Origin of the sequence: Iodobacter arcticus, assembly GCF_042664895.1 — a bacterium.
Taxonomy (GTDB): Bacteria; Pseudomonadota; Gammaproteobacteria; order Burkholderiales; family Chitinibacteraceae; genus Iodobacter; species Iodobacter arcticus.
In genome coordinates, this window is sequence record NZ_JBHTBQ010000012.1 from 56,094 (window position 1) to 76,422 (window position 20,329).

Annotated in this window: 16 protein-coding genes; 5 read left to right on the forward strand and 11 right to left on the reverse strand. The window is 48.3% G+C overall.

From position 1 onward, the window contains the following. Positions 1-134 precede the first annotated feature (134 nt). From ACFQNF_RS07400 to ACFQNF_RS07420, 5 genes are all read right to left on the reverse strand, one after another. Entirely contained in the window at positions 135-311 is a 177-nt protein-coding gene (locus ACFQNF_RS07400; RefSeq protein WP_380187338.1) for a hypothetical protein, read from the reverse strand. Beyond that, positions 308-460: a hypothetical protein gene (locus ACFQNF_RS07405; protein WP_380187339.1), complete on the reverse strand. Its 153-nt coding sequence runs from the start codon at positions 458-460 to the stop codon at positions 308-310. Before ACFQNF_RS07405 ends, ACFQNF_RS07400 begins: the two co-directional genes overlap by 4 nt. Before the next feature lie 524 nt (positions 461-984). Then, entirely contained in the window at positions 985-1,485 is a 501-nt protein-coding gene (locus ACFQNF_RS07410; RefSeq protein WP_380187341.1) for a 2-thiouracil desulfurase family protein, read from the reverse strand. Between the two features lie 100 nt (positions 1,486-1,585). Then, complete coding sequence (locus ACFQNF_RS07415) at positions 1,586-2,056, reverse strand: OsmC family protein (RefSeq protein WP_380187342.1); 471 nt, start codon at positions 2,054-2,056, stop codon at positions 1,586-1,588. 25 nt (positions 2,057-2,081) lie between these two features. Further along, positions 2,082-4,046 carry an ABC transporter substrate-binding protein gene (locus ACFQNF_RS07420; protein WP_380187344.1) on the reverse strand — a complete coding sequence of 655 codons (1,965 nt, stop codon included), beginning with the start codon at positions 4,044-4,046 and terminating at the stop codon, positions 2,082-2,084. Positions 4,047-4,896: 850 nt separating this feature from the next. Between ACFQNF_RS07420 and ACFQNF_RS07425 the strand changes: the two genes are divergently transcribed. Together ACFQNF_RS07425 and ACFQNF_RS07430 are read left to right on the forward strand one after the other, a co-directional pair. Next, the gene (locus ACFQNF_RS07425; protein ID WP_380187346.1) at positions 4,897-5,061 is read left to right on the forward strand and encodes a twin-arginine translocation signal domain-containing protein; all 165 of its coding nucleotides are present in this window, start codon (positions 4,897-4,899) and stop codon (positions 5,059-5,061) included. Positions 5,062-5,538: 477 nt separating this feature from the next. Continuing rightward, positions 5,539-7,749 (forward strand): OsmC domain/YcaO domain-containing protein, encoded by a 2,211-nt coding sequence (locus ACFQNF_RS07430; protein ID WP_380187348.1) that lies wholly within the window; start codon positions 5,539-5,541, stop codon positions 7,747-7,749. 94 nt (positions 7,750-7,843) lie between these two features. Here ACFQNF_RS07430 and ACFQNF_RS07435 read toward each other — a convergent pair whose 3' ends face one another. Further along, positions 7,844-7,966, reverse strand: a complete 123-nt coding sequence (locus ACFQNF_RS07435) for a hypothetical protein (RefSeq protein WP_380187350.1) — start codon at positions 7,964-7,966, stop codon at positions 7,844-7,846. Between the two features lie 349 nt (positions 7,967-8,315). On the opposite strand from ACFQNF_RS07435, the gene ACFQNF_RS07440 reads away from it, so the two are divergent. Next, on the forward strand, positions 8,316-9,287 hold the full coding sequence (locus ACFQNF_RS07440; RefSeq protein WP_380187351.1) for an FHA domain-containing protein: 972 nt from the start codon (positions 8,316-8,318) through the stop codon (positions 9,285-9,287). Positions 9,288-9,312: 25 nt separating this feature from the next. On the opposite strand, the gene ACFQNF_RS07445 is transcribed toward ACFQNF_RS07440, so the two are convergent. From ACFQNF_RS07445 to ACFQNF_RS07465, 5 genes are all read right to left on the reverse strand, one after another. Continuing rightward, a complete protein-coding gene (locus ACFQNF_RS07445; protein WP_380187353.1) occupies positions 9,313-10,617 on the reverse strand; it encodes a cytochrome P450 in 1,305 nt (434 codons plus the stop codon). A 4-nt stretch (positions 10,618-10,621) separates the two neighbouring features. Beyond that, entirely contained in the window at positions 10,622-12,736 is a 2,115-nt protein-coding gene (locus tag ACFQNF_RS07450) for a TOMM precursor leader peptide-binding protein (RefSeq protein WP_380187355.1), read from the reverse strand. A 161-nt stretch (positions 12,737-12,897) separates the two neighbouring features. Next, the gene (locus ACFQNF_RS07455) at positions 12,898-13,251 is read right to left on the reverse strand and encodes a hypothetical protein (RefSeq protein ID WP_380187357.1); all 354 of its coding nucleotides are present in this window, start codon (positions 13,249-13,251) and stop codon (positions 12,898-12,900) included. A gap of 22 nt (positions 13,252-13,273) precedes the next feature. Beyond that, complete coding sequence (locus tag ACFQNF_RS07460; protein ID WP_380187359.1) at positions 13,274-13,924, reverse strand: hypothetical protein; 651 nt, start codon at positions 13,922-13,924, stop codon at positions 13,274-13,276. A gap of 66 nt (positions 13,925-13,990) precedes the next feature. Continuing rightward, a complete protein-coding gene (locus ACFQNF_RS07465; protein WP_380187361.1) occupies positions 13,991-17,956 on the reverse strand; it encodes a TOMM system kinase/cyclase fusion protein in 3,966 nt (1,321 codons plus the stop codon). A gap of 372 nt (positions 17,957-18,328) precedes the next feature. On the opposite strand from ACFQNF_RS07465, the gene ACFQNF_RS07470 reads away from it, so the two are divergent. Together ACFQNF_RS07470 and ACFQNF_RS07475 are read left to right on the forward strand one after the other, a co-directional pair. Further along, positions 18,329-18,796: a hypothetical protein gene (locus ACFQNF_RS07470; RefSeq protein WP_380187363.1), complete on the forward strand. Its 468-nt coding sequence runs from the start codon at positions 18,329-18,331 to the stop codon at positions 18,794-18,796. Positions 18,797-18,879: 83 nt separating this feature from the next. Continuing rightward, on the forward strand, positions 18,880-20,313 hold the full coding sequence (locus ACFQNF_RS07475; RefSeq protein WP_380187364.1) for a Dyp-type peroxidase: 1,434 nt from the start codon (positions 18,880-18,882) through the stop codon (positions 20,311-20,313). The last annotated feature ends 16 nt before the right edge of the window (positions 20,314-20,329 follow it).

A 20,329-nucleotide genomic window follows, 5' to 3' on the forward strand; every position in this document is an offset into this window, starting at 1 on the left:
TGGATCGGCCTTTAGCCAAAGCGTTAATTGCTGATGAAAATTCATAATGATCGATTGGGCGGATAAATCTGCGCAAGCTATCAAGCTAATGCTGGAGCAATCACCACCTGCTCACCCAGCGCAAACGAAGCCTTCTAAATTAAACCATTGGCCACTTCATAAACACAGAGCATTTCTACCGTGCCTTTCCCCTCAGGAAAATTACGCGTGATGCGTTCATAATCCACCACAATCGGCCCCATTACCGTGCGCTGCAAAAGCTCGGCGCGTAAATCTGGCTCGGAAAATCGGATAAGAATCTTTGATCTCATCGCCGCATGCCCCGCCGCCAGAGCAGCTCACCATGCAGGGCAAACTGCTGCGCATCTGCGGCATAGGTCGCGAGCCAGCCATCAACATCTTTGGCGTTATAAGCATCGAGCTGGCGTTGAATAACATCGACAGGACTAGGTGATTGCATGGTGGTTAATCCAATAGTTTGATCATTTATAAAACTTTAGCCCAAGCGGCCCTGCAGATATTGCTGGCGTAGAGTGAAGCTTTCATTTTTATCGCTAAATTGAACGGCAAACAACATCATTGATATGCTCTTAAATTAAAAAGAAATTCCTGACTATGCCTCTTGCTCAATGGACTCTGCGTAGATGAATTTCTTGAGTGCGGGATTTAGTTTTTGAATTTGTAGGGCGGGTGAAACCCGCGAGCGATGCCGAGTAAATACGCGGGTTTCACCCGCCCTACGATATTTATAATGTTGTTGAGCAAGCTGCATAATCAGGAAGAAATTAATTGCTTACTCATAAAATATTTGCATCCTGTGACCGGATACGATGACTGAATCCAGCCTACTTGATAATTAAAATTTTCATAAAATGGTTGAGCCTAAAAATTAATTCAAGCCCAAGCAAAGACATTGAAAAAGAATTTAAAATTAATAAAATTGTGCAGCCTTAGCCATAGAGCCATCAATTTAGACGGGCTAATCTACTCAACGACCTCTAAGCATTTCAAATACGCAGCAGCCTCGTCCAGCTCCGCCTCACTAAACACCCGAATCCCTGCATCTTGCAGCAGGGCTGTAGTCACTCCGGCTTGAGGGTGCTTCGTACCAGTAAAACTACCATCGTAAATATAAGACGAGCCACAAGATGGGCTGCCTTCTTTAAGAATGGCAATTTGGATATTTTTTGCTTTTACCATCGCCAAAGCCTGCCTGGCTCCGCTCACAAAGGCCTGGCTCACGTCTTGACCGTTCGATTCCAGCACCTGCGCCTCGCCCTGTAAAACTTGCCAGCCACTACGCGCAGCAGCGATTTCTGCTGGAGGGCGAGGAATAGGCAGACCTGCGGCCACTTCCGGGCAAACCACAATTAACCTGCCCTCTTTATTCCAAGCCGCCAACACCGGATGATCGCTGGCTGCGCCACTGCCGTTATACCGCACTGGCCGCCCCAATAAACAGGCGCTGATTAATACATATTGCATGCTAATTCCGTATTCAATCTGTGTGGATAGCCTTGTCTCGCCCTAGTCAGTGCAAATACGGAGGCACAATCAAGCGGCAACAATCGCTCTACAACACACATCAAGTTCCCCACACCGGCTCGCAACGCACTTCTGATTTAACCGAGTTTGCAATAAAGCATTCTTCATGCGCTTCAGCATGCATTTGGGCTAGCTCTGCTTGGGTAGGCAGGCGAGCACCAGAGAAACTCACTTCCGGTCTGAGCGTCACCACTGCCACCCATTTTTTCCCTGCTGCATTTTTAGCCATTTCACCCACAGCCGCATCAAAGTAGCGATCGATGCAAAATTGATATTTGGCGGCAATCGATAAAAACCACAGCATATGGCAACTAGAAAGCGAGGCAATAAAGGCTTCTTCTGGATCTAGCGCTGTGGCATCAGACATTGGCAAGGGCACAACATGCGGCGATGAAGAGCCGGGGATTTCTAAGCCACCATCAAAGCGCAGCAGATGTTTTCTGCTATAGCCATTGCTTAAAAAATCCTGCTCACCGCGAAGCCAAAGAATTTCTGCTGTGTGCGGGGACATGAGGCCTCTCTTTTAAAATTACTTTTTAATTAGGGCCACTCGCTGGTACAAAAAAGCTCACCCTATTCCCGCCCAAAGATTTGGCCTGATACATGGCCTCATCCGCGTTCTTTGTCAGCTCAGCCACTTCAGCGCCATGCTCTGGGAACAAAGCAATCCCTATGCACGATGAAATGACGAGCATTTTACCGTCAAGCAAAAACGGCTGATTCAGCGATTCACGGATTTTCTCTGCCACTGCGCTGGCGTCACTTTCGCTGCTGATTTCTGGCAGTAGCACCATAAACTCATCGCCGCCGATCCGGCCCACGCTATCTGAATCCCGCAGGCCGCCCAGCATTCGTTTGGCGGCGTCTTCCAGTAGCAAATCACCAATTGCATGGCCGTGTATATCATTAACCAATTTGAATTTATCAAGATCAAAAAATAAGAGAGCCAGCCGGGTTTGATTGCGCTTGGCTCTGGCCAAAGCTTGATTCACCCGTTCAAACAGCAGAATACGATTGGGAAGCTGCGTCAACATATCGTAATGGGCAGAATGGGCCAGCCGTTGGTGGATTTTCTTACGCTCGTTAATATCGAGCAACATGGCAACATAATGCGTGGTTTTGCCCTCACTATCTTTAACAGGGCCCACATGCACTTCTTCCCAGTAGATTTCACCCGATTTACGCCGGGTTTGCAGCTCGCCTTCCCAGCGCTGGCCTTGCAATAAATGGCTGCACATTTCCTTATAAGCCGATTCATCGGTGACTTCCGAGCGTAAAAAAGTAGGCGTTCGCCCCAGCGTTTCTGCCGCTAAATAGCCTGTTTCCTCAGAGAACTTAGGATTTACATACTGAATCACCCAATTGGGGCCGGTAATTAAAACAGGGGTTGGGCTTTGTTCAATCGCAGTTGAAAAAATCTTTAAGCGCTGCTCTGTAAGCAAGCCTTCTGCCAGGCTTTTTGCCAATCGGCCATTAAGATGATGGATATACAGTGCAATCAAGCCCACCAGCGCGAGTAAGCTTAAAGCAATCCATAGCAAACTATAGATCCAAGATAAATCCGCTCTGGGGCTGGCCTCGTATAAAAAACCGTCTAAAGAAAAATGATTAGGCAGCATGCCAATCTCAGCATAGGTATCGGCAATATGCCGCCAGCGACCCAAGTTCATATACCCCACGGCAATTAAATCTGTACGCATCAGCGCAATCATTTGTGCCGCTTCAAACTCAAGCTGAGCTTGGCTTTTATGCTTTGAATATTTTCTTAAAATAAGCTGAATAACTTCATCGGGATTCGCCATCGCGTATTCCCAGCCACGCAGGCTGGCTGCCCTAAATGCTTTCACTCGCTCTGGGTGTTGCTTAATTTGCTGCTCGCTGGTGAATAAATTATCGCCGTAAAAATCGATGCCCGCAGAGCGCGGGGTGTAGATCTGATATTTAACGCCTGCCTGATCCAGAATAAATGGCTCATTAGTCAGATATGCAGAGATTGCATCCACGCCTCCCCCTATCAATGCATCCGTTTTAAAGTTATGAGCAAGCAACTTCAGACTATCCAGCGCGATACCTTCCCGCTTTAAATAGGCCAGCAGCTCTTCTGAAAGCGGCTCGATCATGATGCGTTTATCGTTTAAATCATGAATAGTTTGCAAAGGCTTTTTTTCAAGCGCAATCAGCACATAGGGAGAATGCTGAAAGATAACGCCCAAAACCACCACAGGTTTGCCCGCTTTGCGCGCCAGCAACAAGCTGCTGGTTCCAGTCGCAAAATCTGCCCTTCCTGATACCACCTCGAGCAGCGGGTCTACGCCGGGCTGGGCTTCTTTAATTTCTACATTTAAGCCTGCCTGCTCGTAATAGCCCTTTTCTTTAGCCACGTAATATCCGGCAAACTGAAAGGCGTGCTCCCACTTTAATTGCAGCGTCACCCCTTCATTTGCCACCGCATGGGGCAAAGTAAGCAATACGCAAAGCAACTGAATAAGGAAAAATTTCATTCGAATATTCACATTTAGCTTACAAACATAGAGAGGATTATTTTAAATAGTAAAGCAAAGTGGCTATTAATCCTAATTAAATTAAAATAGCCAAGCACACACAGGCAAGCTGCATTAGTTTATTAACTATCCTGAATAAGTTAATTTAATAAAACCTGATTATGTCTTTCGCTCAATAGTGTCTGTGTAGACGAAGCTCTTAAGAGCTGCCGCTCGGTTTTTGAATTTGTAGGGTGGGTAAAACCCAATCCTATCAACCCAAGGGGAATTCGTAGGTTGAGTTAGTAGTCTGAGTGCGGGGGTTACCTCACTCAGCGATGTATCGCCTAATCCAACATTCTGTTTGCGCTTAAATGTTGGGTTACACTGATTTATCCTCCCTTTAAATAGGCGAATAAACCCACTAACCTAAGCTACGAAAGCATCATTTGCTGTTGCTTTTGTTTAAATTGATAGCACCGGAGTAAACCCCGCATGCCATGCTAAATAAATACGCGAGGTTTACCTGCCCGGCGATATTTATAATTAATTTTAAAAGCAGTCATAATCATGAAATAAAATAAATACCTTCTTACAAAAACAGCAAAAATACAAATAAAATTAAAAAACAACAAGCAATATAAATTTAAGTAAATAGATCAAAAAACATTCATAAAATTTAAATAACAATACAACATAAATCACTTAGGCTATGGTTGAAAAAAGAAAGTTTTTTGCTGAGCAAGCACGGCTTACATCCTGCGATAAACCCTAGCTTCAGTGTATTTATTACGTCATATAAAACTGATCTAGATGTTGTTTTACTTACACACAACTAAGCGACGATCTATGCCCCTTAAGTAGAAAAACAATGAGCATTGATCGTCGCCAGTTTTTAAAATATGCAGGTGCAGGCAGCGCACTCGCCGCCTTGCCAACCGGCTTTGTCTACGAATATTGCGGCCATATCGAAAGCGGATTAAGCCAGACCTTCCTCAGCCGAATTAATATTCCCGGCCTTCCCCCTACTCGGTAATTCCCCCATTATTAATCAGGGTTAAAAGCAGCACTACGCAGCAAGGCTAACTTCTGTTTAAGCGTGATGCCGCCCAATACCATATTCGATTTTTCATTATTGCAAGCCCAGAGCCTGTTCGTAGCGAACTCTTGCTCCTGAGTAATCGAATCAAACAGGTATTAATTCAGTCGGCCTTAACGTATGTGCGGTTGTAGCGTTCAACATAGGCATTCTGCTACGGGTGTGATCAGGTATTTTTGGGGTAACCGGGGCTAATTAAATATACGGCGACGGACAACACGTCGCCTTGGCCTTACTTAACAGCGCCCATATCTCAGAGCTCAATCCTCCAGCAATATTTACCAGCAATAAGCTTTAGCGAATAGCGATATAAGAGCATGTAAAGCCGGTTAGCGCTTAAGCACAGGACGATGCTTGAAAAACAACGGATAATGCGGCCTAAATTACGATAAGCATTATTTAAGGAATTCTTCCATGGAAATTAAAGTCAACTTTCTCGATAAGCTTCGCCTTGAAGCCAAGTTCGATGATTTTACGGTGATCGCCGATCAACCTATCCGCTATAAGGGCGATGGCTCGGCACCGGGCCCATTCGATTACTTTTTAGCTTCATCGGCTTTATGCGCGGCTTATTTTGTGAAGTTGTACTGCGAAACCCGTAATATTCCAACCGAAAATATCCGCCTATCGCAGAACAATATTGTTGATCCGGAAAACCGCTACCAGCAGATTTTTAAGATTCAGGTAGAGCTGCCTGCAGATATTTCTGCCAAAGACCGGCAGGGCATTTTGCGCTCTATTGATCGTTGCACCGTAAAAAAAGTCGTGCAAACTGGCCCCGAGTTTGTCATTGAAGAGGTAGAGAGTTTAGAGGCCGACTCTCAAGCCTTGCTGACCTTAAACTCAAGCAGCGATGCCGCCACCTATATCATGGGCAAGGATCTGCCGCTTGAGCAGACCATCGCCAATATGTCGGGACTGCTTGCCGATCTGGGCATCAAGATTGAAATCGCTTCATGGCGCAATATTGTGCCTAATGTGTGGTCGCTGCATATCCGCGATGCGCACTCGCCCATGTGTTTTACCAATGGCAAAGGCGCAAGCAAAGAAAGCGCGCTGGCTTCGGCGCTGGGTGAGTATATCGAGCGGCTCAGCTGCAATCATTTCTATGCCGGTCAGTATTGGGGCGAAGAGCTCGCCAACGCAGATTTTGTGCATTACCCACAAGAGCGCTGGTTTCAGCCGGGCCCTAAAAATGCCCTACCGCTTGAGATTCTGGATGACTACTGCCGTGAAATTTACAACCCAGATGGCGAATTACTGGGCACGCATCTGTATGACACCAACTCCGGCAATGTAGAGCGCGGCATCTGCTCGCTGCCCTTTGTGCGCCAGTCAGATGGCGAAACGGTGTATTTCCCTTCCAATCTGATCGAAAACCTCTACGTCAGCAACGGCATGAGCGCCGGCAACACGCTGGCCGAAGCGCAGGTGCAATGCCTTTCAGAGATTTTTGAGCGCGCAGTAAAACGTGAAATTTTAGAAGGCGAAATCACCCTACCGGATGTGCCGCAGGAAGTGTTGGCGAAATACCCAAGCATTCTGGCCGGGATTGCTGGCCTCGAAGAACAAGGCTTTCCGGTACTGGTCAAAGATGCATCACTCGGCGGCGTGTATCCAGTCATGTGCGTTACCCTGATGAACCCGCGTACCGGCGGTGTATTTGCCTCGTTCGGCGCGCACCCCAGTTTAGAAGTAGCCTTAGAGCGCAGCCTGACCGAATTACTGCAAGGCCGCAGTTTTGAAGGCCTGAACGACCTACCCCGGCCCACCTTTGAAAGCCATGCTTTAACTGAGCCAAATAACTTTGTAGAGCACTTTATTGATTCGAGCGGCATTGTTTCATGGCGCTTTTTCAGTGCGAAATCGAATTACAACTTTGTTGAATGGGATTTCTCCAGCCACGGGGACAACGCCAATACCGAAGAAGCCGCTGCCCTTTTCGGCATTCTGAAAGACTTGGGCAAAGAGTCCTATATGGCGGTCTACGATCAATTAGGCGCCACAGCCTGCCGCATTCTGGTGCCCGCCTATTCAGAAATTTATCTGGTAGAAGATTTAATCTGGGATAACACCAACAAAGCGCTCTTGTTCCGCGAAGACATCCTGAATCTGCACAGGCTGGATAACGCCGCCCTGGCCGCGCTGCTGGATCGCCTGGAAGACAACGAGCTGGGCGATTACTCCAAGGTATCGGATTTAATTGGCATCAAATTTGACGAGAACACGGCGTGGGGCCAACTGACCGTTCTAGAACTAAAGCTACTGATTAATCTGGCCTTGCAGCAATTTGCAGACGCGCACGACCTGGTCGGCGCCTTCCTGCAATACAACGACAACACCCTAGATCGCGTCTTGTTTTATCAGGCCCTCAATGCCGTGCTGGACGTGCTGCTGAACGATGAACTAGAGCTGGCAGACTACGAAGTCAACTTCCGCCGCATGTTTGGCAATCCACGCATGGACGCAGCATTAGGCTCAGCCAACGGCAGCGTGCGCTTCTTCGGCTTAACAGAAACCAGCATGAAACTAGAAGGCTTTGATAAGCATCATCGCTTGATCGACAGCTACAAAAAACTGCATGCGGCGCGGGCTAATGCTGCGGGAAAATCTGGCGAGGCATAGTCTATTTTAAGCTAGTTAGAATGCCACCCGCATCGTGGGTGGCATATATCGACAGATACTGATCATCGATATCGAAAGCATAGCCACCTGCATTTCATTCACGACAGCTCAGTTTGGGCATCGCTAGTTGCTTGGCGGCTTGCGACACGTTCAAGTGTTGTTCGAGCACTAATTTAACGGTTTCTGCACGAAATGCAGTGGTGTAACGACTGGCCATGACTTACCTCCGGGGACGATTTTATCTCAATTGAAGGTGTCCATATTTAGCAGCCTACTGACGGATATGGTTTTTCCGGACAAGACGGATGATTTCGGCCCTGCCCCCCGTTCAGGTGACTTTGCCGAAATCCTAGTTGCGGATCTTTTGGAAAGTCAGCAAGCTTTTTGTTGGGAAGTACCATTTTCGTCTGTCCACAGGTACGTGATGTCCGACGTCCAAACTTTAATGGATTATGTTTTGAATTCCTTGACGAAAAAATTTCCTCAAGGTATCGTAAATTGATGTAAAAATGCACATTGGTCACATAGGATTCACACCAAATCCACGTAAGTTTAATTGAGAAAAAATGGCTCAATTACGAAATGAGAATGAACTTCTCTATCTACGCACACTGCATATTTTTGGTCGCAACCCGTCAAAAGTAGATACGGTTTTAGGCAATAGCGATGCATCACAGATTCACACTGTTATTGCATGGAATGGAGTGTGTTGGGATATTACCGACCATAGCCGCAACGGTACCTTCATTGATGGAAAACGTTTGCAAGGCAATGTCAAAACAGCGTTGGCTATCGGCCAGAAATTGCAGTTTGGGTTAGGTGGGAATGTGAGCTGGCAGGTGATGGATCTCGAACCGCCCTGCCCTATGTTGCTGCCCTTGGATAAAACGCAGACTGCCATTGTCTTACAAAACTTTCACTTCCTCCCTGATGAAACCCATGCACAAGCATCGGTTTATCTGTCTGCTAATGGCCAGTGGGTGTGGGACGATGAAACGGGGTGCCATGCTTTAAAAGACGGCGATGTCGTTCGAATCTCGGATCAGGCGTGGAGATATTCGTTTTCTGCAGCGATAGAACTCACTGCGGATGTACGCCTCAACCCTGCTATCCAGCATGTTCATCCCATTCATTTCGACTTCCTGGTTAGCCAAAATGAAGAGCATGTTTATCTATCGATCGATTTTTCTGGGGCGCAGATTAACTTGGGTGAGCGTACCCATCACTACAGTTTATTAACCCTAGCCAGACGTCGTTATGAAGATGCTCAACGCGGTATGGATGCCTTGTCGCAAGGCTGGATTGCGGTGGACGATTTATCCAAGATGCTGGGGCTGGAGCCTACGCATTTGAATACCCAATTATTCAGGGCGCGCAGCCAGGTTATGCGGGAATGTCATGAGAATAAGCATTGTCCAGAAGTGATCGAACGTCGGCGAGGTGAAGTGCGGTTTAGCGCCGCCCCGTTTCGGATCATGCGTGGGATGCAGCTTGAAGCCCATTTCAACCCGCACATTGCGCCATCGCCATTGGCGTAATCCAATGCCCCACCCCCTTAATTGCTCAATACGATGCGGGTTTTATCATCACGTTATAGTCCGGCCCCGGATAGCTGACTGAAAACAAATTATCTGGGGTTGTGCTCAGTGGGATCAACTCGCAGCCGAGTACCAGCGTTTCGATAATGCCCTTTATTTGCATTAAGGCTAAGCGATGCGCTACGCAGCGACGCTTCCCGGCACCAAACGGGAGATAGGCATAACCATAGTTGCTGTCTCTAAACCGTTCTGGATTAAAGCGCAACGGCTCAGAAAACCAGCGTGCATCACGATGCAATAAATAAGGGCTGATCACGATCAAATCATCCTGCCTCAAACTGTGATCAGCCAAACGCAGGGGTAAGCGTACCTGCCTGAATAACAGCGTAGTTGGCATACAAAAACGCATCGCCTCTTTAATAAAATACTCAGTGTATTTTTGATGCTTAGTCGTGTCAGCACTGTCATTGGCCAATTTTCTATTGGCTTGAGCACATTGAACGACACGCTCTTTAATCTCTGGGTAGCGATGCAAGAATGCGATGCAATTAACCAAGGTGGTGGTGACGGTATGGTGTGCGGCAAAGAGTAATTGCACTATTTCGTCAAACACTTCCTGTTCGTTTAGCTGCAAACCTTGCTCCTGACAACTGGCATAAAAACTGCCGATAAAATCGCTGGGGCCGCAATTAGGTTCAGCCCCCCATTTTTCCCGGATGATAGTACGCATGACGGGCGTTGCACCAGCACGTAAGCGTCTGGATGGCATTAACGCGCTGGCTTCGTCCGGCAGATCAAGCTCATGCCAAATCCCTGCTGCTTCTGCCCACGGTATGGCTGCGCCGTTCGCGCCGTCTTCCACGCATGTCGATAAAATCCATTGCGCACCGATGCGCGTGACCAGTTTCAACAATTCGTCCGGTAATGCCAATGGCTCATTTTGCGGTAGTTGCGCCATCATTTTTAAGGTCGCCGTGTGGGTGTTGGCCACCATTCGCGCCAGCACGTCCGGAGTATAGGCCCGAACGCTTGCCGTTCTTCGAGCTTGCCATTGTTCAGCGCTGAGGCTAGTTAAACCATCGCCATAATTACCACGATTGGATTGCAATAAGAATTCGGGCTTGCCTATCATTTTTTCATCGGCTATCAGCACCTGTCTCACCAATTCTGGATCTTGTAACAACCAGAAACCGCCCTTGAGCATGGGAACGAAGACCATGCTGTCGGCATTTAAGGCGAGTTGGTCGAGAAAATGAAAAAGATCGCGCTTGAGTAAGAGCGTATTAATCACAGCGTGCTGCGCTGATTGCAGGGTGTTGGTAAAGAGCATCGGTTTAGATAAAAATGGGATAGGGATTCAGCGCAGCCTCGGTAGCAGTTGCCTCTGAATAAAGCCGCCCGGGCGCAAACCGTGGCCAAAAGTGGCGTAATGAAGGCACCACCACCTTAACCACACTCAACCCTGTGTCTGGTCGGGTTTGATCCAGCACCAGCAGATTCAATGATTTTTTTTGCGTAATATCCAAACAAGCTGCCAATGCCGCCTCCAGCGTCAGTTGTTGCACATTGGGGTAGGAGTGGTATTGCAGCATTGCCTCTTCATTCGGATTGAGATACGGCTGATCCTCCAATCGCACTTCCTGCCACCACCGTAACGCCTCTACCCCCAGTGATTGCAGGGTTGTGTTTTTTTCTTGCGCTAGGTTAGGCATGATCTGATTGAGTTCGGTAACAGCACGCAGCAGGGCAATCTTTGCATCAAAATGCGCACCAAAAGCGAAGGTAATTTCTTCAGCAGCCGCGCCCGGCTTGGCGCACAGCGCCACAAAACAAGGAATGCCCAAATCGCTGGTAATGTCCAGCACCCAAAAGGTTCTGCCGCAACTCGCATAATACTGCTGGACCTCACTCAAATAAGGTTCATTAAAACTGCGCCAATCCACTCCGCGTTTGCGGCTGCGCTGATACCACCAAAGAGCTGCCGCATCACGTTCAACCAATTCAAGAAACCCCTGCAAAACCGCTTCAGCCAGACTGCTGCCAGCCGCGCAACCATTAGAATCGGCTTTCGCAAACGAGCAATTAGCTTGCCGTGCATAACCATAAAAACAGTAACAGGTCGGCAAATAATAAAATGCTTGATGAGTAAGCGACCAGAATGGCGTCCAATCCACTTTGGCCGTTGGATCAAACGGCTCCGGCACCCAGGCGATACGGGAACCTGCGGCATTAATCAATGCTCGATGCTGGTATTGCGCCTCACTAAACAGTAAACAATCATTCGGGTGTATGGCATTCGGCAATTCTGCCATGGTGCCCGCGATCCGTTTCTCATCGCCTTGGTACATGCCGCTGAAACGCTCTATCGATTCACACAAGGCACTCGCCTGCGCCTGAATCAAGGTACTTCCCTTGCCTCCGGAACAACTGCGAATTCGCTCTTGTAAAAACGAAGAGTCGTTATCGATTAAAGAGAAATTATGCTCTGCCGCCACCGAGATAGTGACTCCCTGCACGTCGCCAGCCAGCTTGATCGTATTCGTTACGCCGATGATTCCGGTGATGGGACTGATGTGGCGCTGTAACGCATCTTTCACTTGTTGCGCGCTCTTTTGCCTCAGACCGCCATCCCGGCTTTGTACCGGAACAGCAAAATCCAGAATCAGCGGGCGTAACTGCTGCTCTGCAATCAGCCTGGGATTACCGCAGCAGGGGCATTGCGGCCGCCGGATCACTGCGTGTTGCTCACGTTGATAAGTTAAGGCATGGAGAGTGATAACATGATCAATACTGGGCAATTGAACGAAATCATTGGGCACCCCCTGCAAGGCAGCAAATTTAGTAATTTCAGCGCTAATACAGGCATAGGCCAAATCAGTCGCAGAAGAAAAAGCCGCACTACGAGCTGCTACGCTGACATGGGCACTTTGATGCCTGCGTAAATAATCGCTGAGCTTGCGTCGATATTGCAGGCGATGTTGCAGGCACTGCCAGCACGCTGTTGCTCCGGGCAAGTGCAGCGGCCCGATCCACATTAATTGGCCAGCCGGTTTGGCAAGCAACCAAGGTAATTTTCGCTGGTGATTCAACTGATTAATCGCAGCCAGTTCGGGATGGAGATAATCATCCACGATCACCACCTGAAGTCGGGTAGTGGCGTCAACCTGCGCCTGTACTTGTATGGCATGTTTAGCGAGTAAGCCCGTTAAGGCGCTCTGCGCGGTGCTGCCGGTTAAATCCAGAACGGCTATTTTTGTTTGCTGCAAGCGCGTCATCATCACAGCAGAGTCATGACCTAAGCTATCCCAAAATACCGCATCCGCACTTTCAGCATGACCTGATTCACCCATATCATTGGCGGGAAAGTGATTGATCAAGTGCTGCTGGCTCAAACACTCCATGGCATACATCAGCTCAACGACGCTCATCCCGGCCGGGGGATCAAGCAATAGGGGCTCTAAAAAAATGCCGTTCCGCAAACGCGGCAAGATCTCTGGAAAAGCTCTGCCGCGCAAATGAAACGATGCTGTTTCGCTGATCACATACACATTGGCAACGTCAACTACCTGGTAGCTAACGTTACTTTTCAAACGGCAATAATCTTGCATGGTTAGGAAGAACTGGTGGCGTTGGCTGTGTTATCAGTGACGCCATGAACGTTCCAGCTTGTCATGGGAACGATCGTCAGCAAGCCAAAAATGGCGTCATACAAATCACTGCTTGCATAACCGGGATTATCAGGAATCTTCAAGAGCTTGGTACGTCGCGCAGGATCATTCAGATCAAAAACATAGTCGAGCTCAATTGGGTTCTTCGCATCACCCTGCGCAGCAAGTATCGCCTTAACGGGGTCTCGCTCAAACTGGTCGGCAAAAATGGGGCGCATCCAGAGGTAAGTACATAACTTGGCCCAGTTATGGGCATCTAGATAGGCAGGAGCGGCTGGAATAGCTTCTTCGTTCATTTTCACACCCTCAAATTTAGTTTTAGCAACAAGTTGCATTGGAAGGCAGCGTGATCGCCTTGCAGACAGGATTACTTACGATATCTTCCAGCGTACTGAAACTGTAACCATCTAAAACGCTGGGAACCGGGTCAATTTGAACCGGCTTCACAAACAGCATATTCAGCAGGATTATCTTTACCGCCTCCGCATCCGGTTGAATGGCTGTATGAAACAACGCCTCTACAAAATGGCCGTTCACTGCCTCATCTTTGGTCTTTTGAATAAAGCGGCTAAGGAGATAGATATAAGCAATGCTGTTGGTCGCCGCCCAAAATGGGTTTTCTTCCATCGCATCTTTAAACGGCTGGTGAGGCAGTAAATAGCGCGTGTGTTCAAGGTACACACGTAAGAACTGCTCTGAATTAGGAATACTGTCTTGGAAACTTGTCCAGATATCCTGTCCTCCCATCATTTGGGCCAGGCCATCCAGAATATTTTTGCCACTTGAATTACATATAAGCGGTATTTGCTCGCTCATGTACTGCTTATAGGCATTCCCATGCAATTTGGATTCTCTCAATTGCTGATCCAGATACGCCAGCGCATATAAGCGCGAATACTGTACGTCGCCGATATAGTCGGCCGGCACCGGGCTATTGGTACTATTTTTACTGCCACTTTGATTTTCCATTCTCAATCCTTAACTGTAAGCGAATCAAAAAAACGTATACATCGGGCATGGGTAAAACAAAAATTACTATGAAAAAAAACGGAGTTGTGCGCTCGCGCTTTGTACGCATCGCTGCATACCGGAATACTGAGCTAGCTCAATTGCCGCCAGCAAATCATCACGGCTTTGTTGTGCATCAAAAAAGGAAGTTTTAGCGCGATATATCGCACGCCGTATCAATAGTTCCGGGTTGTAGTACGCCTCACCTGTTTGCTCGGCAAGTGCCAGACATGCCTGTATCCGTTCAAACGCGCCTGCATAATTGCCCTCTCGCGCTTGTATCTCGGCAGCTAAAGAAGCATAGTGCGTCAGGCCCAGCATATAGCCGCGTTCACGCAAGACAAGCAATACCTGATCGGCCATGGCCAAATCAGATGTACACCAGGCATATAAAATAGAAATGAACCCTTCTAATGTCGGCAAGCTGTATTGTCGCGACAACTCCAACAATTCATTCGACACCTCTAGGGTCTTCCCTACCTCGTTGGCATATTGATAGTTCAGCGCCTGAAACATCAATGCAATGCCAAGCGAGGGAATATGGTTGCGCACACGTGCATACGTCACCATCTTGTGCGCCAGTTCAAAAGACACCGTATCGTCCAGTTCCACAAACCAGTTAACGTTACATAACACCGCCATCGCCATGATCTGGGTGTCTATTCCAAAATGATCGACGTGCTCTGCATGAGCGAGCGCATCGTAATCCTGCAATGCCTGCATCAAAGGCACACGTGCTTGCAGGTACTGGCCGTCGATCCAAAGAGCAAAGCCATGCAACGTATTGCACACCGCCAGCAAGCCTTTGTCGTTCGATTGCGTTGCCAAGGTAAATAACCGCCCGATCAGGGAACGAACCATCGCGCGATGTCCGGCCGTGTGATGGTAAAACGTGATCCCCCATAAAGAAGGGAATACCTGCTGCGCATCACCGCTACCATCGATTAAACGCAATTCATATTCGGCTTGCTGCTTTACCTGCTCATCCGCCCAGCCGAAATTAGACATTAACGCGGTGGTCAACACACGGCTGATGCGCAGTTGTGCCGCACGCGGGACAGGCTCAGGCTCGGCCAGTTTGCTTGTCCAGGCTAGCACCAATTCACATTGCCGAATCGCATCCGCCGCTAAAGCGCGTTGCAAAAAAATCTGTGCTGCTCTGGTTCCATAACTAACCGCATGAGTATATTCAAGCGCATAAGCAAAATGCTGTGCCAATGGTGCCAGATTGCGCTCAATTTCGGCGGCACCGGCATGCTCCATATGCCATGCAATACGGGCATGGGTCTGTTCACGTATTTTTATTGGCATGGCATCGTAAGCTGCGTCGCGGATCAAGGCATGTCGGAAAATATAACTGTCGCCCTGCACCCGGCGCTGGCGGTAAATCAGGTCGGCGGACAATAATTGCTCCAGATCTATTTGCAGGGTTCCTTCATCAATTAACGCCACCTCAAGCAAAAGCGCGTAATCAAATTCACGACCGATGGCCGCAGCTACCTGAGCCACCTGTTTGGCAGCCCCCAAACAGGCCAAACGAGCACTGAGTAAATCGCGCAAAGTCACCGGAATACCGCTGGCTTCGCTAGTATCAAAGCGTGCATCCAAGCGATACACACCTTGCCGCTCTACTAAAAATTGATTGTCCAGCAACATCCGGGTAAGTTCTTCAACATACAGAGGAATGCCATCAGTGCGCTGGCACAGGCGACGCAGGTCTGCCGGATCAATGACATGCCCGCCGATCAGGGCTTGCACTAACTGCCCGGTGGCAGATTCGGATAACCGTTCCAGTACGATTTCTGCCACCTCGGGCCATGGCTTGCTAAAACCGGGGCGCATACACATCAATAGCAATACGGACAGCTTGGCTGACTGCTCCTGTGCTCTCAGCATCTGGCTCAGTAACTCCTGACTGGTTCTATCTATCCAGTGCATATCCTCCACCAGCAGCAATACTGGCTGCTGACAGGCAAATTGCAAAATGAGAGCTTGTAGCGCATCAAGCAACAACTTCTTTTGCCGCTCTGCTGAAAACGGGTAGGCCGGAAATTGATCCGGAAGCGGCAAAGTCAGCCATGAACAGAGAATCGGCAAGACCCATTCGACCTTGGCACCAACGCGCACCAGAGCCTGCTGCAAACGAGTTACCGCCTCTTGCGGGTTATTATCCTGTAAGGCCAAATGCTTTTTGAGCATAGACAGTATCGGATGCAAGGCACTGTTTTGATATTCAAGCAGGCAGCGCACTTCCATCACTACGGCTCCCTGCTGGCGCGCTTCTGCGCAAACCTCATATATCAGGCGCGATTTACCGATACCCGCTTCGCCTTGCAATAACAAGGCTTGCCCCTGACCGTGCTGCGCTTCTAGCCAAATTTGCCTAAGCTGGCTAAGTTCAGTCTCACGCCCGACCATGCTATGCTCGCTGCGCATTAAAAACACCGCCTCGGCCTGATATTCGCCCAGCATCGAAAAATAGGGCAAGAGCTTGCCATCATTTTTTTCTATCCGCTTGCCGGTATCGGCAAACTCCACATACTGCGCCAGGATTTGACGCGATGTGGCACTGGCTAGCACCATGCCGGGCTCTGCCTGCCGCTCAAGCTGCATGGCGGTAGTCGGCGTCAGACCAGTTGGTAAATACCCGGGTAAAATATGCACCATGCCAGTATGGATAGCGATGCGTAAGTCGATCTGGAACCCTTGCGCAGATAACAAGCCATTGCGGCGTCTTACTTGGCTGCTGAGTTCCAGCGCGGTACGGGCGCAACGCCGCGCATCATCTTCGGCACTATGCGGATAGCCGAAATAAAACAGCAGATTATTGCCGAGTGCGCCAGCTAAATACCCGCCGTAACGGATCGCCATATCAGTGCAACTACTTAACTGATCGCGCTGAATCGCTTCCAGCGTCTCTATATCAGTTTCAGCCCCATCTAGCGCCAATACATTCAATGTGCAACTAAACACGCTAAGTTGCTGCTGATAAACGAGTCCCACTGGGGCATAGGGCTGAGTGCTGGCCATATCCGGCTTGGGCTCTAGTTGAGTGCCGTCATTTAAGGTAGAACGATGCCGATGTGAGCTTAAATCGCCCACGATATTCGCCAGATTAATTTTCTGAAAATCGTGATACAAAGCGGCGGCATTTTCAGCACGCTCCTGCGGATTTTTACGTAACACGCGTCGTAATAAACTGGCTAATGGATGTACCAAGAGCGCTGGTGGCAGCGGCACTTCACTGTTACTCAGTTGTTGATGAAAAATATCAGCCAGCGTACTGCCTTCAATTGCCGGGCGACCGGTCAGGCATTCAATAAACAACAGACCCCAGGCATACAGATCAACCTTGACCGTAGGCGGCTCGCCACGCAAATGTTCCGGTGCGCTATAGGATGGCGAGCACATCATTTCTGCCGTCATGGTCAGGTTGCGGTAATCCATCTTGCGTCGCTCCGAAATCAACGCAGCGATACCGAAATCCAGTATTTTCACGTGCAAGCGTGTACCCGTCCCGGTGATCATGATATTTTGCGGCTTCAAATCGCGGTGAACAATGCCCTCTGCATGGGCGCATACCAGAGCATCCAGCACCTGACCCATCAAATCCCCTGCTTCCAGTGGCGATAAAGAGCCCTTGCGGATCAGTAACTCTTTCAGCGTTTCACCTGGTACATATTCAAACACTGCGTAGTGTTGTTGCGTATCGGTGCGCCCTTTGTCGAGCAAACGAACGATATGGGGATGATGCAACTGCGCACTCAATTGCGTTTCCCGTTCAAAGCGGGCTTCCAGACGCTCTGACTTAATGTGGTCACCACATTCTTCGGCATGTAATAACTTGAGCGCGACAGTTTGTCCGGTTCGTTTTTGTACAGCCTTAAATACCGTACCACTCCCCCCCTCACCTAAGATATGGAGCAACTGATAGTCATTGATATACGGGGCAGCATTGGGCTGGCGATCTGGCGAATCCGGGTAATTAATCATGAAAATTCTGAATAAGAATGAAAAATCAAAATTCTTCCTAACGCAAGTGCCGATTTTTTGACAGGCAAGATTACCTTTTGCTGACTAATACCTTAACATGATTGATGGAAATAAATTTCAATATAGCAATATCTTTATTCAAAATACAACGAAATAAACTCTCATCAATGTATTGATTGCAACATTAGCTCCATCTGTAATGCCGTGTAATTACGTGTAATCACGTGTATTCGATACTGTTCGACGCAATGATTATAGTGTTTTGGCCAGTCCCGCTTTTGATCAAATAGACCTACCAATCTAGGTTGATTTCTTTAAAAGCGAGCATCGACTGAGCATATTTATTGCCATGGACCTACACGGAGAATACTCATGATCAATCCCCTCACACTGCTAATGCCACTGAAACCTGGCACTAGCCCAGAAAGCATTATCGGCACGTTGAAAGCGAATCAGGACCAAGTGAATAGTGCCCTGAAAGAAATCGGCACAGTCCATTTTGCTCGTTTTTTATTACTGGACCGGTCACAACCCAACCTCTTGCCTGACCTTAAAAAAACCCTGACATCAGATACGCTCGTTCTTGGCGTGATTACTGAATACGATGGTGATTTCAAACCGTATATACAGGCTTTTGCAAAGAACCTTGGCGATGCTTTTGACTCCATGCTGAAATATGCGATTGGAGGCGATGCACTCATACCAGTGCGAGAAAATGTGCCAGAATTTTTAGCCTATCTCAGCACAGTCGATGCCTCACAGCATGATCCCAATCAAAATTTAGACGCAGCCTACCCGCAGACAGTGCAAGAAATTCTGGCCAAATTCTCATCTCCTTAGTTGTTCATCGACAGAATATTAATTGACTAAACGTCTGTATTTTTACAGACGTTTTCATCAACGACAGATTAAGGTGATATGACATGGTTGCGTCTAAGATTGACTTCAGTGACGTTCAGGGAACTCTCTTGCGTGGTTACAGAGTGAATTTCGCCCGTCACTTTATTTTAAGTATCACTAATGCAAAAGAAGCCGCTCAGTTAATCGGCATGCTCGTTGACGGTCGTGATGGCTTACCCAAAATAAGCACAGCGGAGCAACAATATCCCAAGCCACCATACTTTTTTAATCTGAGTTTTACCTATACCGGTTTAGCCAGCATTGGACTAAAACCAGCGCAATTGGCTAGTTTTGGATCCGCTATCGGACCATCTTTTAAGCGTGGTGCAGCACATTGCGATGTTGCAAAAAATGTGGGCGATATCGGCAGTAGCGCGCCGGAGCACTGGATTATCGGTTTGGATAAACAGGCGTCGATTCATATTGTATTGAGTTTGTGGGTGACGGATTCTTTATCCGTGTTGGAATCGGTGTCAGCACAATTGCGTGCTGCCTTTGCCGGCTGCATGAATGAGTTATACGTACACGACGCCACTGCACTACCGGACAACAAGGTGCATTTTGGCTACCGCGACTGCATCGCTCAGCCAACGATTGAAGGCGCTCCCCAGAGAAAATACCCTATGCCCGATCAACAACCAGTCGTTGCTACCGGTGAACTTTTGCTTGGCTATCAAAATGCGCTGGGAGGCTATTATACCAAAACTGCCCCGCCTGAATTAGCGTTAAACAGCAGTTTTGCGGCGTTCCGTATTCTTGAACAAGATGTTGCAGGTTTTGAGGCATTATTGACCGAGCTATCAAACAAGGCAAAGTTAGACCGTGAAAAGATCGCGGCAAAAATTTGCGGGCGCTGGCGTAACGGTAATCCGCTGGTACTGGCACCGGATGAAGCAGGAACGGTACTTCATAACAGCGAATTGAATGACTTCACTTACGTTATTCCGGATAGCTCAAGTGACGATACCCTGGGCTTAAAGTGCCCGATCGGTTCGCATATCAGACGCAATAATCCACGTAATGAAAAGGTAATCGGCGACGATGTCGAATCTCATCGTATTGTAAGGCGCGCCATGCCATACGGACCGGAATATGACCCAGCGCAACCGGACACTCGCCCTCGCGGTTTGGTCGGCTATTTTATCAATGCGAGTATTGAAAATCAGTTTGAATTTATCACCAGCCAGTGGAACGATCAGTCCTCATTTGTTAAATCGGCAGAAGTAAAAGGTGCAGGAAATGCCCTCTATAACATTAGTGGGCAGGATGTATTTTTAGGGGTGAATGACCCTGCCGAAAGCTCATTTACCTTACCAATCAAGACTAACCAAAAACCGGACAATGTCACCTTCACCGGTTTCTCACGCTGCATCACTACTCGCCTCGGCATCTACTGCTTTTTTCCCAGCATTAAAGGCTTGCGCTATTTGGCAGGATTAACAGGCCCCATTTCCTGATACCTGTTTCCATTCT

Bases quoted from the DNA above. Each gene is read 5' to 3' on its own strand.
- ACFQNF_RS07400 (WP_380187338.1), bottom strand. From the start codon at position 311: ATGAGATCAAAGATTCTTATCCGATTTTCCGAGCCAGATTTACGCGCC.
- ACFQNF_RS07405 (WP_380187339.1), bottom strand. From the start codon at position 460: ATGCAATCACCTAGTCCTGTCGATGTTATTCAACGCCAGCTCGATGCT.
- ACFQNF_RS07410 (WP_380187341.1), bottom strand. From the start codon at position 1,485: ATGCAATATGTATTAATCAGCGCCTGTTTATTGGGGCGGCCAGTGCGG.
- ACFQNF_RS07415 (WP_380187342.1), bottom strand. From the start codon at position 2,056: ATGTCCCCGCACACAGCAGAAATTCTTTGGCTTCGCGGTGAGCAGGAT.
- ACFQNF_RS07420 (WP_380187344.1), bottom strand. From the start codon at position 4,046: ATGAAATTTTTCCTTATTCAGTTGCTTTGCGTATTGCTTACTTTGCCC.
- ACFQNF_RS07425 (WP_380187346.1), top strand. From the start codon at position 4,897: ATGAGCATTGATCGTCGCCAGTTTTTAAAATATGCAGGTGCAGGCAGC.
- ACFQNF_RS07430 (WP_380187348.1), top strand. From the start codon at position 5,539: ATGGAAATTAAAGTCAACTTTCTCGATAAGCTTCGCCTTGAAGCCAAG.
- ACFQNF_RS07435 (WP_380187350.1), bottom strand. From the start codon at position 7,966: ATGGCCAGTCGTTACACCACTGCATTTCGTGCAGAAACCGTTAAATTA.
- ACFQNF_RS07440 (WP_380187351.1), top strand. From the start codon at position 8,316: ATGGCTCAATTACGAAATGAGAATGAACTTCTCTATCTACGCACACTG.
- ACFQNF_RS07445 (WP_380187353.1), bottom strand. From the start codon at position 10,617: ATGCTCTTTACCAACACCCTGCAATCAGCGCAGCACGCTGTGATTAAT.
- ACFQNF_RS07455 (WP_380187357.1), bottom strand. From the start codon at position 13,251: ATGAACGAAGAAGCTATTCCAGCCGCTCCTGCCTATCTAGATGCCCAT.
- ACFQNF_RS07460 (WP_380187359.1), bottom strand. From the start codon at position 13,924: ATGGAAAATCAAAGTGGCAGTAAAAATAGTACCAATAGCCCGGTGCCG.
- ACFQNF_RS07465 (WP_380187361.1), bottom strand. From the start codon at position 17,956: ATGATTAATTACCCGGATTCGCCAGATCGCCAGCCCAATGCTGCCCCG.
- ACFQNF_RS07470 (WP_380187363.1), top strand. From the start codon at position 18,329: ATGATCAATCCCCTCACACTGCTAATGCCACTGAAACCTGGCACTAGC.
- ACFQNF_RS07475 (WP_380187364.1), top strand. From the start codon at position 18,880: ATGGTTGCGTCTAAGATTGACTTCAGTGACGTTCAGGGAACTCTCTTG.